This is a genomic window from Micromonospora sp. GCM10011541 (genome assembly GCF_042650725.1).
In the GTDB taxonomy this organism is placed as follows: Bacteria; Actinomycetota; Actinomycetes; order Mycobacteriales; family Micromonosporaceae; genus Micromonospora; species Micromonospora sicca.
Genome location: NZ_JBHSBP010000055.1, coordinates 405,509 through 419,286, shown reverse-complemented (window position 1 = coordinate 419,286; position 13,778 = coordinate 405,509). Strand labels below are relative to the sequence as shown.

Annotated in this window: 11 protein-coding genes; 4 read left to right on the top strand and 7 right to left on the bottom strand. The window is 75.8% G+C overall.

The genetic code is table 11. The annotated features are described in order from the left end of the window. Window positions 1-197: 197 nt before the first annotated feature. Window positions 198-1,085 carry a hypothetical protein gene (locus tag ACFOYX_RS24045; protein WP_322439173.1) on the top strand — a complete coding sequence of 296 codons (888 nt, stop codon included), beginning with the start codon at window positions 198-200 and terminating at the stop codon, window positions 1,083-1,085. 94 nt (window positions 1,086-1,179) lie between these two features. On the opposite strand, the gene ACFOYX_RS24040 is transcribed toward ACFOYX_RS24045, so the two are convergent. From ACFOYX_RS24040 to ACFOYX_RS24030, 3 genes are all read right to left on the bottom strand, one after another. Beyond that, window positions 1,180-1,566, bottom strand: coding sequence for a VOC family protein (locus ACFOYX_RS24040; protein ID WP_322439174.1), 387 nt, complete (start codon window positions 1,564-1,566; stop codon window positions 1,180-1,182). Between the two features lie 307 nt (window positions 1,567-1,873). Next, window positions 1,874-3,031, bottom strand: coding sequence for a cell wall metabolism sensor histidine kinase WalK (locus tag ACFOYX_RS24035; RefSeq protein ID WP_201749940.1), 1,158 nt, complete (start codon window positions 3,029-3,031; stop codon window positions 1,874-1,876). Continuing rightward, window positions 3,028-3,696 (bottom strand): response regulator transcription factor, encoded by a 669-nt coding sequence (locus ACFOYX_RS24030; RefSeq protein ID WP_109804910.1) that lies wholly within the window; start codon window positions 3,694-3,696, stop codon window positions 3,028-3,030. Before ACFOYX_RS24030 ends, ACFOYX_RS24035 begins: the two co-directional genes overlap by 4 nt. Window positions 3,697-3,859: 163 nt before the next feature. Between ACFOYX_RS24030 and ACFOYX_RS24025 the strand changes: the two genes are divergently transcribed. After that, window positions 3,860-5,053, top strand: coding sequence for a C39 family peptidase (locus ACFOYX_RS24025; protein WP_322439175.1), 1,194 nt, complete (start codon window positions 3,860-3,862; stop codon window positions 5,051-5,053). A gap of 8 nt (window positions 5,054-5,061) precedes the next feature. On the opposite strand, the gene ACFOYX_RS24020 is transcribed toward ACFOYX_RS24025, so the two are convergent. Continuing rightward, entirely contained in the window at window positions 5,062-6,348 is a 1,287-nt protein-coding gene (locus ACFOYX_RS24020) for a PQQ-binding-like beta-propeller repeat protein (protein WP_109804914.1), read from the bottom strand. Next, on the bottom strand, window positions 6,345-6,689 hold the full coding sequence (locus ACFOYX_RS24015; protein WP_322439177.1) for a hypothetical protein: 345 nt from the start codon (window positions 6,687-6,689) through the stop codon (window positions 6,345-6,347). The genes ACFOYX_RS24020 and ACFOYX_RS24015 overlap by 4 nt, the downstream gene beginning before the upstream one ends. Window positions 6,690-6,809: 120 nt before the next feature. Here ACFOYX_RS24015 and ACFOYX_RS24010 point away from each other — a divergent pair, with 120 nt between their 5' ends. Beyond that, window positions 6,810-8,654, top strand: coding sequence for a hypothetical protein (locus ACFOYX_RS24010; protein ID WP_377534393.1), 1,845 nt, complete (start codon window positions 6,810-6,812; stop codon window positions 8,652-8,654). A 93-nt stretch (window positions 8,655-8,747) separates the two neighbouring features. Here the strand turns inward: ACFOYX_RS24010 and ACFOYX_RS24005 are convergent, their stop codons facing one another. Together ACFOYX_RS24005 and ACFOYX_RS24000 are read right to left on the bottom strand one after the other, a co-directional pair. Continuing rightward, complete coding sequence (locus ACFOYX_RS24005) at window positions 8,748-10,562, bottom strand: hypothetical protein (protein WP_322439178.1); 1,815 nt, start codon at window positions 10,560-10,562, stop codon at window positions 8,748-8,750. Further along, a complete protein-coding gene (locus ACFOYX_RS24000; RefSeq protein ID WP_377534364.1) occupies window positions 10,520-12,388 on the bottom strand; it encodes a hypothetical protein in 1,869 nt (622 codons plus the stop codon). The genes ACFOYX_RS24005 and ACFOYX_RS24000 overlap by 43 nt, the downstream gene beginning before the upstream one ends. Before the next feature lie 158 nt (window positions 12,389-12,546). Between ACFOYX_RS24000 and ACFOYX_RS23995 the strand changes: the two genes are divergently transcribed. Beyond that, on the top strand, window positions 12,547-13,740 hold the full coding sequence (locus ACFOYX_RS23995) for a hypothetical protein (RefSeq protein ID WP_322439179.1): 1,194 nt from the start codon (window positions 12,547-12,549) through the stop codon (window positions 13,738-13,740). The last annotated feature ends 38 nt before the right edge of the window (window positions 13,741-13,778 follow it).

Here is a 13,778-nt window from a genome sequence, read left to right as displayed (position 1 = left end):
CCGGGCGCCCGCGCCGACCCGTGCCTCTCGTGGTGCGGCGGCGCGACCGCCCGGGTGACCGACCGCCGAGCCGGGACCGGCAGGGCCGCCCGGTCACGACCCGGCGGCGGTTTCGTCACCTCGTCGCCGGGCGGACAGCGGCACGTCATCCGGCCTGGCTACGATCACCCGTCACGATCTTCACCTGGAGCTGACCCATGTCCCAGCCGCCGTCCAATCCCTATCCCGGTTCCTACCCCCCGCCCCAGCAGCCCGGCGGCTACCCGCCGCAGCAGCCGGGCCCGCAGTACGGCGGGGGCTACCCGCCGCAGCAGCCCGGCCCCCAGTACGGCGGCGGTTACCCGCCGCAGCAGCCCGGCCCGCAGTACGGCGAGGGCTACCCGCCGCAGCAGCCCGGCCCCCAGTACGGCGGCTACCCGGGCGAGCAGTCCGCCCCGCAGGCCGGCTCCTACCTGGAGAGCGGCCAGCCGTCCTACGGCGCCCCGGCCGGCCCGCCACCGAAGAAGTCGAACGTCGGCCGGATCCTGCTGATCACCCTGGCCGTCGTGGTGGTGCTCTGCCTGGGCGGCGGCGCGGTCCTCTTCTTCGCCGCCAAGGACGAGGTCGGCGACGTGGTTGGCGCCACTAAGACCCGGGTGACGGCGCCCGAGACCCTCGCCGGCCGCACGAAGTCCACCGACCCGGCCCTGGTGAAGGTCGCCAAGGACGTCGAGGACAGCCTTCGCAGCGACACGCCGAACGCGACGAGCGCCGTGAGCGCCTTCTACGGCAGCGCGGCGAAGAAGGACCTGGTGATGGTCGGCGCGGCCTCCGGCCTCAACCCAGATCCGGCCAAGTCCCTCGACGCCAACATCCGGTCGCTGGGCACCAGCGGTCTCGAAATCGGCGAGATGAAGACCGTCGACGCCGGCCCGCTCGGCGGCGAGGCGAAGTGTGGCGACGCCAAGGCGGGGCAGGTGCCGCTCGGGATCTGCGTCTGGAGCGACCGAGGCAGCACCGGGGTGATCGGCCTGTACTTCAAGACCGGCGCCGAGGCGCAGGCCCAATTCAGCACGATGCGCGGCCAGATCGAGCAGAAGGGCTGACGCCCGCCGGACCGGCGCACCGGGCCCCCGCCACTCGGCGGGGGCCCGGTGTCGTTTCCGGTCACCCTGCTGTTGGGGGCGACGCCGACGACGGTCAGACCGACCCGGCTCGTTCCGCGGCGCTGCGGCAGACGCAGAACTCGTTGCCCTCCGGATCGGCGAGCACCACCCAGCCGGTGCCGTCCGGGCGACGGCGGTCGGCGACCAGGACGGCGCCGAGCCCGAGCAGCCGCTCGACCTCCTCGTCCCGGGTCCGGTCGGCCGGTTGCAGGTCGAGATGGAACGCGCCCTTGCCGTGCCGCTCGCCGACCTCGGCGAAGAGCAGGTCGGGACCGTGGCCGCCGGGCGCGACCAGGACCGCCTCGGGGTCACCCGGCTGGTCGTCGTCGTGCAGCCGGCGGTCGAGCACCCTCGCCCACCAGCTGGCCAGGGTGTACGGGTCGTCGGACTCGACGGTGACGCAGTGGATCAACGCACTCACGGTGCTTCCTCCTGGTGGAGTGCGCCCCGCGGCAGTGGATGGTGTCAGCGGTGACCGGGGCGGGGCGCGGGACTGTTCCTGGTGGACATCGACCGCACCCCCTTCCGCGCGTCGGCTGACGCGGCCGATCATGTCACCGCTCGGCCGCGCGGCACAACCCCGTTGCGACGACGCCGACCCGGCCCAGCGCTCGTCGCTGTAGCGGGCCGCCGGGGTTTCGGCCGGTACGTTGCCGTCCACGCCGCCCACCGCCGCGAACCCGGCGGTGCTGCTGCCGTCGTTGTGGTACGGCGGGCAGGAGGTCCGGTCAGTTCGGGCAGGGGGCGTCGGCCGACGGCAGGGTGGCGGTCACCTCCAGGCCGCCGCCCGGCTGGGCGACCACCGTGACCGCGCCGCCGTGCGCGTCGCAGACCGCGCGGACGATGGAGAGCCCGAGGCCGGACCCGCGCGCGCCGGTCCGCTCCTGGCCGCCGCGCCGGAACGGCTCGAACAGCCCCGGCACGTCGGCCTGGGCGACCTCGAAGCCGGTGTTCCCCACCACCAGCCAGGAACGCTGCCCGTCGCTGCCGGTACGCACCCAGATCCGGCCGTGCAGGTGGTTGTAGCGGACCGCGTTCTCGATCAGGTTGCCGGCGAGCCGGTCCAGCAGCCCCGGGTCGCCGACCACCGGCGCCGGGCGCAGCGAGGTCTGCACCCGCAGGCCGATCCGTTCCACCTCGCGGGCGACGGCGGAGAGCGCGTTGGCGGTGCCGACCGCGAGGTCACACTCGGCGCGGCGGCCCAGCCGGCGGCCGGTCTGGGCCTCGCTGCGAGCCAGCACCAGCAGGGCGTCGACCAGCCCGTTGGCCCGCTCCGAGGCGTCCCGCACCACGGTCGCCATCCGGCGGTACTCGGCGATGTCCGCCTCGTCGTCGCTGAGCGTCACGTCGATCTCGGTCCGCATCACCGCGAGCGGGGTACGCAGCTCGTGCGAGGCGTTGGCGACGAAGCGTTTCTGCGCCTCGAACGCGGCGGCGATCCGGTCCAGCATCGCGTCGAACGTCTTGGCCAGCTCGGCCACCTCGTCGTCCGCCCCGGACCAGCCGATCCGCTGGTCGAGGGTGGCCTCCCCGAGGCGCTGGGCGGTCGCGGTGACCTGGTGCAGCGGGCGCAGCGCCCGGCCGGCCACCAGCCACGCCCCGGCGACCCCGACCACGCTGATCGCCAGCAACGCCAGCAGGCCCTTGACCAGGAGCTCCCGCGACGCGGCGTCGACCAGCTCCCGCTGCCACTGCCCGGCGTCCAGGGTGCGGCCGTCGGCGAGCACCACCGTGGTGCCGGGCAGCAGCTCGTCCGTCGGGCGCAGCGCGTCGCGGACCAGCAGCCAGGCGAGCAGCACCAGGATCACCCCGGCGCCGACCAGCAGCACCCCGTTGAGCAGGGTGAGCCGCAGCCGAAGCGTGGGACGCAGCCGCAGGGCGCTCATGCGGCCACCTCGGCCGTCCGGTAGCCGGCGCCCACCACCGTCTCGATCAGCGGCGGGTCGCCGAGCTTCTTGCGCAGCGTCATCACGGTGACCCGGACGATCGTGGTGAACGGGTCGGTGTTCGCGTCCCAGACCCGTTCCAGCAGCTCCTCGCTGGAGACCACCGCGCCGCGGGCCTTGAGCAGCTCGGCGAGGACGCCGAACTCCTTGTTGGTCAGGTCGACCGGCTCGCCGCCCCGGGTGACCACCCGACGGGCCGGGTCGAGCACCAGGTCGGCGACCTCCAGCACCGGCGGGGCGGCCGGGGTGGCCCGCCGGCCGAGCGCCTGCACCCGGGCGACCAGCTCGTCGAAGGCGAACGGCTTGGGCAGGTAGTCGTCGGCCCCGAGCTGCAGTCCCTCGACCCGGTCGGCGACGGTGCCGCTCGCGGTGAGCATCAGCACCCGGGTCAGGGTGCCCGACGCGGCCAGGTCGGCGCAGATCCGGTCGCCGGGCACGCCGGGCAGGTCCCGGTCCAGGATCACCACGTCGTACCGGGTGACGAAGGCGGCCTCGTGCCCGGTGTCGCCGTCGTACGCGACGTCCACCGCCATGCCCCGCTTGCGCAGCCCGCGCGCGATCGCGTCGGCGAGGTTGCGCTCGTCCTCCACCACCAGTACCCGCATCCCGGCCTCCTGCCTCGTGACCTCCCGACAACCTAGTGCCGGCTGCCAAACCGGCGGCCCTCGCCGTCGTTGCAGAAAACCTTCGGGTACGCGATGCTTCCCGGCACCCACCTACATGCGCGCCGCCCGGTGCGGCGCCCGGCGACGAGCGGACGGAGCTGCCATGACCGGAACGCCGGGGCGGAACATCGCGTACCGCGGCTTCCGCCTGCCGGCCGACCTCGACCTCGGCACGGCCGAAGGGGTGGTCGCCGTCCCGGGCGGCGTGACGATCGGGGCGCCGGTCGGACAACTCGACCACACCGACCCGCACACCGGCCGCACCGCCCGGTACGACCTGGCGACCTGGACCACCCCGGTGGTGTGGCCGGGCTTCGGCGTCGACGAGCTCGTCCCGTCCTGGACCGGGGACACCCCGGAGGGCGGCTGGCTCCAGGTCGAGCTGCGCGGCTGGGACGGGGACGCGCCGTCCACCGACTGGTACGTGCTGGGCCGCTGGGCCGCCGACGACACGACGATCCACCGCACCTCCGTGCCCGGCCAGACCCACGACGAGGCCTGGGCGAAGGTCGACACGATGGGCGCCCTGCGCTCGCCGATCACCGGCTGGCAGGCGCGGGTCACCCTGTTCCGCCGGACCGACGTCGCGGCCGGCCCGGTGCTGCGTACCGTCGGGGCGGTGGCCTCGGCCGCGGACGTGGACCCGCCCGACCAGCCGGCCGCCACCGCGGCGGTCGGCGCGGCGCGCGGGCGGGTGCTCGACGTGCCCCGGTACGCGCAGCGCCTGCACGCCGGCGGCGAGACCCGCTGGGGCGGCGGCGGGGACTCCTGGTGCAGCCCCACCAGCGTGTCCATGGTGCTGGACTTCTGGGGCGCCGGTCCCACCCCCGACCGGTACGCCTGGGTGACCCCGCCCGGCCCCCGCCCGGTGGTGGTGCACGCCGCCCGGGGATGTTACGACCACGCCTACGCGGGCGCGGGAAACTGGCCATTCAACACCGCGTACGCGGGGCTGCACGGGGTGGATGCGTTCGTCACCCGGCTGCGCTCCCTCGCCGAGGCGGAACTCTTCGTCGCGGCCGGGGTGCCGCTGGTCGTCTCCGCGCGATTCCGGCGCGGGGAGATCCCCGGGCTCGACTACGACACCAACGGCCACCTGCTGGTGCTGGTCGGGTTCACGGAGGCCGGCGAGCCGGTGCTCAACGACCCGTACGCCCCAACCGACGACGGGGTCCGCAGGACCGTGCCCCGGGACCGTTTCCAGGCCGCCTGGCTGGGCGGCAGCGGCGGCCTGGCGTACGTGATCCGGCCGGCCTCGGTGCCGCTGCCACCCGCCCCCGCGCAGGCCAACTGGTGAACCGCTGATCAGCGGCGGTCCGGCCAGACCACCAGGCCGCCGGAGGGCCGCAGGCAGACCAGGGCGGCGGTCGCCACGGCACAGTCGTCCCACGAGCCCGGCAACACGGCCCGGACCCGGGCCTGCCCGGCCGGGAGGTCCAGGTCGGCGACCAGGGTCCGGTCCTCGCCGAGCCGGCGGAGCCCGAGCAGCGCCGGCTCGTACCGGTCCCCGCCGCTCAGCCGCCAGCGACCGAGCCGGGCGAGGACGCCGCCGGTGCGCGGGTCGACCACCGACAGGTCCATCTCCAGGCCGACGGCCGGCGCGCTGGCGAGGAGCCGACCGTCGGCCGGGCCGATCCCGAGCCAGCGGTCGTTCGTCCAGAGGAGCCGCCCGGTGGCCGGGTCGATGGCCCGCACCCCGGAGCCCCGGTCGCGCAGGCAGATCACCACGGCGCAGTCGCTGAACCAGTCCACGGCCGACGGGCCGACCGGCCTGCTCCAGCGCCGGTCCAGCCGGTCCAGGCCGTACGCGGTGACCGTGCCCGGCGCCCCGTCGAGCAGCAGCAGGTCGCCGACGACCTGGGTGACCCGGTAGGACAACCCGTCCGGGGCCGGCGGCACCCGCCCGGCGCGCAGGAGCTCCCCCGAGCCGGCGTCGTGGACCTCCACCCGGCCCGCGGCGGTGACCAGCACCACCCGCGTCACGCCCCGGTCGCCGAACTCGTACGCGAGCCCGTTGCCGGGCAGCGGCAACGACCACCGGGCCCGGCCCGACACCGGGTCGACCGACCGGACGGTGCCCGTCCCGTCCGCCCGGGGCGTCTCGAAGAGCACGCCGCCGGCCTCCGTCCGCACCGGGTAGCCGGGCTGCCGCCAGCGCACCGCCCCGGTGTCCGGGTCCAGCGCGGTGGAGGCGGGGTCACCGGCCCCGGCGGGACTGCTGATCACCAGCACCGCGCCGGCCACCGTGGTGAGGCCGAGCGCGTGGTCGCCGGTGGGCAGGACGAACCGCCACAGCGGCTCCCCGCCGGGCAGCCGGTGCCCGGTCACCAGCCGACCCGACCGCCCCACGGTGCCCGGACCGTCGGCGACCACCAGCCGGTCGGCGAGCACCAGGAAGCCGGCGCCCTGCGGGGCGGGCACCGGCACGGACGGCCGCCGGCCCGGGGCGGCGGCCGAGCCGGCCAGACCGAGCAGCGCGGCACAGAGCAGCGCCACGAGGCGCGCCGACGGGGACGCGGGACGGCGCGGGCCGGGCGGCGGCTCGACCTCGTCGCCGTGCCGCAGCTCACCCAGCTCGATCACCCGGCTCACGGCAGCCGCCACAGCCCGAACCCGCCGTCGGCCCGCCGGCAGACGAGCACGCCCTCGCCGACCCGGCCGTCGTCGAGCAGGCCGGGCAGCGCGCCGATCACCCGGGCCCGGGCGGCGCCCAGATCCAGCTCGGCCACGACCAGCCGCCCGTCCCGGCCCCGCCGGGTGCCGATCAGCGGATCGTCCCGGTCGGACCAGACCGCCAGCTCCCACCGGCCCAGGTCGGCCAGCAGCCGATCGGTGGCCGCGTCGAGGTACGGCCGCGCGGCGGGCCGGGGCCGCCGGGTCGACGGCACCCGCGTCGGGTCGTCGCGGAGCTCACCCAGATCGATGACGGTCACGGCCCCCCTCCCCGCCCGCCCGCCGGGCGGGCGCCGTCGGAACGCACCGGCGCGGCCGGGGGCGACAGCCCGCCGCCTGTACGATGGCCCGTCGTGGCCGTGCCGGTGGTAGACCCCTCGTTGAACTCCGCTTCCGTCGCGGTCGAGCCCGTCGTGGCCGACCCGCCGCGCCGGCCCCGACGCCGGCCGGCCCGCGCCGACGTGCTGGCCATCGGAGCCTATGCGTTGCTCGGCGTTCTCGTCTGCCTCAACTACTGGGTGGACGTCCAGCACCGGGTCTCGTCGCACCTGCCGACGGACCACAGCTGGTTCGAGTGGCTCTTCACGCACGGCGCCTACTCGGTGCGGCACCTGGAGAACCCGCTCTTCACCGCCCGGCAGAACGCGCCGGACGGCGTGAACATGATGGCGAACACCTCGCTGCTCGGGGTCACCCTGCCGCTAGCGCCGCTCACCCTGCTCCTCGGCCCCCAGGTGATGTACGCGCTCTACCTGGGTGGGGCGCTCGCCGCGACGGCCGGCACGTCGTACTGGATGCTGTCGCGGCACCTGGTCCGCTCCCGGGGCGCGGCCTTCGTGGGCGGCGCGTTCCTCGGCTTCGCGCCCGGCATCGTGCACCACGCCAACGGGCAGCCGAACTTCGTCTCGAACTTCCTGCTCCCGCTGATCGTGGTGCGGGTGCTGCGCCTCGGGGAGCCGGGCCGGTGGTGGCGCAACGGGATCGCGCTCGGCGTGCTGGTCGCGTACCAGATCTTCATCAACGAGGAGATGCTGCTGCTCACCGCGCTGGCCTGCCTCGTGGTGGTGGCGGCCTACACCGCGCAGCGACCGCGGGCGGCGTGGGCCCGGGCCGGCAACTTCCTCGCCGCCGGCGGCGTCGGCGCCGGGCTCGCCCTCCTGCTGACCGCCTACCCGATCTGGTTCCAGTTCACCGGGCCGCAGTCCTACCGGGGCCTGCAGGGCGGCGTCTTCCACAACTGGGGCGAGGACCTCGCCGCGTTCGTCACCTTCGCCCGGGACACCGTCGCCGGGGACGAGGCGGTGGAGCAGACCATCGGGCTGACCGAGCAGAACACCTGGTTCGGCTGGCCGCTGGTGCTGGTCGCGCTGGTCGCCCTGGTGCTGCTGGTCCGCCGCTCGCTCGCCGCCCGGATCCTCGCCGTGCTGGTGGTGGTCTTCGGCGTCGCGGCGATCGGCCCGAAGGTGCGGTTCGACGGGGTGGAGACCGCGATCGACGGGCCCTGGGCGTACGTGCCGGACGACCTGCCGCTGGTCGAGATGATGATGCCGACCCGGCTCTCCCTGGTGGTGGTCGCCGCGGTCGGGGTGCTGCTGGCGCTGGCCTGGGACGCCCTCAGCGGTGGCGGCCGCCCGCCGGTGCCGGCCCCGCGCACCGCGCCCGACGCCGGGGCCGCCGCACCGCGGGCCGCCCGGTCACGTCGCCGGCGGCTGCGCCCGATCGGGTACGCCGCGATCACGCTCGCGGTGCTGCCGCTCTTCCCCCGGCCGCTGCCCGCCCAGCACGTGGACCCGCCGCCGCACTTCATCACGGCCGGCGGCTGGCGCCCGTACGTCCCGGCCGGCCGGACGCTGGTGCCGGTGCCCGTCCCGAGCAACGTGCACGGCCTGCCCACGTTGCGCTGGAGCGCGCTGACCGGGCAGGAGTTCCCCGTCCCGGGCGGCTACTTCATCGGGCCGAACGAGCGGGGCGAGGGCGTCTTCGGTGCGCCGAACCGGCCGACCAGCACCCTGATCTACGCCACCATGGACGCGAACCGGGTACCGCCGCTCACCGGCGAGAACCGCCGCCAGGCGGTCGAGGACCTGCGGTTCTGGCGGGCCTCGGTGGTGGTGCTCGGCGCCAACCCGCGCGAGGCGGTGCTGCGGGAGCTGATGACCGCCCTGCTCGGCCCGCCGCGGCGGGTCGAGGACGTCTGGCTCTGGGACGTCCGCGGCCTGGTGTAGCGCCATGGCTCCCCGCCGGCGGCCGCCGGCTGGCGGCGGCCGGCGTCGCCGAGGTCACCCGGACAGCCGCCGGCTGCACCGGCCGCGGCCCGCTCAGCCGACCAGCGACCGGACGTCCCACAGGTGGCCGCCGGGCACGTCCCGGCCGGGGCCGACGAGGGCGTCCAGCGTCGCGCGGACCGGGTCGGCCGGCGTCGAGCCGGCCTGGACCAGGACGGCGGCCCGCCAGTGGCGCAGGTCCTCGACCGCCTGGCGACGGTCCGCGTCGCCGACCGGCGGCACCTGGCCGCTCTCCGCGGCCCGGCGCAGCAGCAGCGAGGTCGGGGTGTCCGGCGCGCCCCAGTGCGCGGTCGGGTCGGCCGCGCTGGCCGGGCCGATGAAGTAGCCGCCCGGCGCGGCGAAGGCCAGCCCGGTCCGGGCCGACCAGAACGTGGCCGGGCTGACCGCCGCCCCGGTCACCGGGGGCACCGGCACCAGGGTCCGGCCCGGCGGCACGTACGCCCGCCAGCCGCCGTCGGCCACGAACGCCGGCATCGGCCCGGCGGGCACGGTACGGATCGGCGTCGGGGCGAGCGGGAGCAGCGCGGCCGCCACCGCCCCGGTCCAGAACAGCCGCCGCCCCGGCCCGACGCGGTGGTCGTACGCCCGGTCCAGGGCGAGGGCGAGCAGCACCCCCAGCACCGGCACGCAGACCAGCGCGAACCGGGCCGGCACCACCAGGTCGAGCAGCGGCACCCCGCGGAGCAGCCGGTACGGCCCGGGCAGCCCGGTCTCGTGGTGGTCGACCCGGATCTCGGTGCCGAGGGAGAGCAGGGCGAAGAGCAGGCCGCAGCCGGCCAGCGCGCGGACCAGGGGCCGCCGCCACAGCCGGACCACCACCAGCACGGCGAGCAGCGGCAGAACCGGCCCGAAGAAGGAGTTCTCCTCGGTCGCGTTCGGCGACAGCAGCCCCGCCGAGTGGGCGTCCCCGGCGACGGTCTGCCGGGCGGCGGCGCTGAACGAGGCCGCGTCGAGGCGGAAGCCCGCCGCGAAGAAGGGCATCCCGGCGTAGTTGCCGGGACCGTGGAACTGGAACCACAGCGGGTACGCCAGCAGCGCCCCCGCCACCAGCGCGCCGACGCCGAGCCGGCCGAGCAGCGCGGGTGCCCGCCGCCGCGCGCCGGCCGGGTCGGCCAGCGCGTACGCCCCGGCGAGGACCCCGGCGGCGAGGGCGAGGAAGACCAGCACCTCCTCGCCGAGGAAGACCTGGTACGCCACCGCCAGCCCGAGCAGCACGCCGTCCCGCCGCACCCGGTCGGCGGCGGGCCGGAACACCAGTCCGAGGATCACCGGGGCCAGGAACTGGGCGGCCATGTGCAGGTGCGCCCCGGCCTGCGAGACCATCCCCGGGGCGAAGCCGCAGAACAGCCCGCCCACCGCCGCCGCGGCCCGGGAGCGGACCAGCCGGCGGGCCAGCAGGGCGTACCAGGCGGTGGCGGTGCCGGCCAGGCAGCAGACCACGGCCACCAGGAAGGCCGTCTGCGAGCCGAACAGCCAGGTCACCGGGGCCAGCGGCACACCCAGCCCGAGCACCGAGGTGTTGGCCATCAGGTTGACCCCGTCCGGGACGTTCAGGGCCGTGCTGTGCAGCGGGTTCTCCGCGCCGGCCACCGCCCGCGCGGCCCGGGCCAGCATCCACTCGAAGAGCATCTGGTCGCCGGCCTGGTGGAAGAGCCGCTCGGGGCGGCCCCACTGCCCGCCGGTAAGCAGCACGGCCAGCCCGAGGTAGCCGGCCACCACCAGCGCGTCGACGGGACGCGGCGCGCGGCGGCGGGGCCGGTCCGCCGGGGGCGCGTCGGGCGGGACGGCGGCCGGCGGGGCGGCGGTCAGGCCGACCGGTCGGTCAGTGTCCGGACGTCCCACAACCACACGTCCAGCTCCTGCCGGCCGGGGCCGACCAGCTGCTCGACGGTACGCCGCAGCGGCTCGGCGTTCTGCTGGTCCAGCGGCAGCACCACGACGGCGGCCCGCCAGTGCCGCAGCTCGTCCAGGCAGCGGCGGCGCTGCCGGTCGTCCAGCTTCGGCGTGCGGCCGGTGGTGGCCACCTCCTCGAGCAGGTCGCCGATGCCGCTCGGCCGCCCGCCGAACCGGCCCGGGTCGCCGGTCACGCCGTTGCGCGGGGCGAGGAAGTAACCACCGGGGATCTTGAAGTCCAGGTTGGTGCTGGCGGCCCAGCGCATCGCGTGGGTGTTGCCCATGCTGGGCACCGGCACCGACACCAGGGTCTGGTCCGGGCCGACGTACTCGCGCCAGCGGTCGGCGGTGATGAACCGCGGCACCGCCGGACGGGTGGTGACCTGCAGCGGCATCGGCGCGATCGGCAGCAGCGCGAGGACCAGGCCGGCGACTGCCAGCGTCCGCACGGTCCGCCGCTCGGGCGTCCGCAGCGACCAGGCCCGCTCGACCGCCAGGGCCAGCAGCACCCCGATCACCACGGTGGTGATCAGGCCGAACCGGGTGGGCACCACCGCGTCGAGCAGCGGCAGCCGGACCAGCAGCTCCCACGGGCCGGTGCCGAGGTCCCGGTCCCACCAGGACACCCGCTCGCCGAGGGAGAGCACCGCGAAGCACAGCCCGGTCGCCGCGAGTGCCCGGACCACCACCTCGCGCCGCAGCCAGGCCACGATGCCGACGGCCAGCAGCGACAGGCTCCAGCCGAAGAAGGCGTTCTCCTCGGAGTAGTTCGGGGCGAGGTTGACGTTGGCCCGTTCGTTGCCGCCGAGGGTGGGCGAGCCGGGGGCGAAGAACGCGGCGATGTCGTTGCCGTAGTCGCGGACCGTGTCGCTGAGCCCGTGGTACGCCATCGGCCCGGCGAACTGCACCCAGAGCGGGTACGCCAGCAGCGCCCCGGCCAGCAGCGCGCAGACTGCCAGCCCGGTGGCGAGCGGGCGCCACGCGGCCGACCAGCGGTCGCGCCGCTGGGCGAGCACGGCGACCAGGAAGACGCCGCAGGCCAGCGCGGTGAAGAGGAGGATCTCCTCGTTGATGAACGCCTGGACGGTGACCAGCAGGGCGAGCAGCGCGCCGTCGCGGACCGGGCGGGTGGCGCGGGTCAGCACCAGCACCCGCCACACGATGAACGGCAGCAGGAACTGGGAGATGATGTTGGGGTGCCAGTTGGCGTGCGAGAGCATCGCCGGCGAGAACCCGCAGAACCAGCCGCCGACCGCGGCGGCCAGCCGGGTCCGTACGACGTGTCGGGAGAGCACGTGGTACCAGGCGGCGGCGGTGCCGGCGAGGCCGAGCGTCACCAGCGTCACGAAGGACACGGCCGGTCCGAAGAGGAGGGTCACCGGCACCATCGGGATGCCGAGCGCCAGAATGGCGGTGTTCGCCATCAGGTTGACCCCGTCGGGGTAGTTGAACTGGTCGGTGTAGAACGGGAACTCGCCGTGCAGCACCACCCGCACCGAGTGGGCGAGGAAGAACTGCACCTGCGCCGGGTCGCTGCTGTAGAGCGAGGCGACCCGACCGGCCGGGTCGGCCCAGATCCGGCTGGTCACCCAGACCGCGGCGAGCAGGAAGACGCCGTGTACCGCGAGGTCCTGCCGGCGGGGCATCCGCCGCCAGCGGCGCAGCGGCGCCGCCAGCCGCCCTCCGACGCCCGGCCGCACCGGAGTGTCCAGGGTCACGGCGGACTCGGAGCCGGCGCGGGCGTCGGGTCGGGACTCGACACGGGGCTCGGCAGAGGTCACAGTCGGCGGAGTCTACCGGAGCCGGAAAACGGCACGAAACGCAACGCGTCGTCCTATGTGGTGGGTGGACCGGGCGAGGCGGTCGCGGTCCGGCGATCGGACATCTCGTACCATGTGGCTTCGAAAACACGACCGGCGACGCGATCGGGGGCGTACAGGTGGCTTCAGTCCGCCGGCGCGGCACGACGGCCACCGCACTGCTGACCCTGCTGCTGAGCGTGACCGCGTGCGGTCCGGTCGCCGACCGGCGGGCGACGACGCTGCCGGTCGGCTACGACACCCTGGACGGGTCGCTGACGGTGTGGCCGCCGCGCGGCAGCCTGGCCGGTGACGCCGTCACCACGGCGGCGGTCACCGCAGCGGTACGGGACTGGCGGTCGCCGGTCGACGACCGGGCGCACCTGCCCTCGTCGGGCATCCTCTTCTCCGGCCAGGTGGACGGGGCGCCGCTGGCCCTGGTCGCCGCGGACGTGCCCGGCGAGAGCGCGTCCTGGCTGCTCCAGCTCACCCGGGACGGCGACCGGTGGGCGGTCAGCCACGCCACCGAGTACACCGACCCGGGCTACCTGGTCTACTCCGACGTGCTGCCGGTCCAGCTCCCGGCCGGCCGGCGCTACCTGACCTCGGCCCGGGTGGAGCGGCTGCTCGACCCGGACGGGCGGGCGCTGCCCACCGCCGATGGCCTCTCCGCGCCGGTCGCGGTGCCGGCCTGCCGGGCGGTGGAGCTGACCGCGTCCCTGCGGCCCACCCGGTCGCTGCCGCGCGGCCGGGCCGCGGACCGCCTGCTCGACCTCGGTACGGCCACCGCCGACCCGCGGTACCCGCTGGTCCGCGACGAGACCGGATCCGGCCGCCGGGCCCTGACCGGGCTGGACACCTGTGTGCTCGCCGGCCAGCGGGGCCCGTTCGGCAGCATCCCGCGCCGGATCGGCGACCGGGACGCCCCCCGCTCGGTGCCGGAGTCGTGGCCGATGGCCAGGCTCGCCGTCCGCTCCCTGGGCGAGGTCGCCCTCGGCGGCGGCGAGCCGGCCGACCTGGAGCAGCTGAGCTGGGAGAGCGCCACCGGCACGATGACCGCGGTGGTCTACCGTCCGGCCGACGGCGGGACCCCGGTGGTGTCCCCCGCCGACCGCTCCACCACCCTCCAGGCGTACCTGCTGCCGATGCCGGGGCAGCCGCTGGCGGTGCTGAGCTGGCGGGCCACCCGGGACGCCTCGTTCGCCGCGCCGCCGGGCACGTCACGCCTGGTGGACCGGCCGGGGCTGGTGGTGGCGCCACAGCCGACGAGGAAGCAGACGTTCAGCCTGGCCGGCACCGAGAAGACCTGGTACCGGTCCGTCGGCGGCCGCTGACGTCGTTTGTTGCGGTGGTGGGGTTCGCGGGTCGAGCG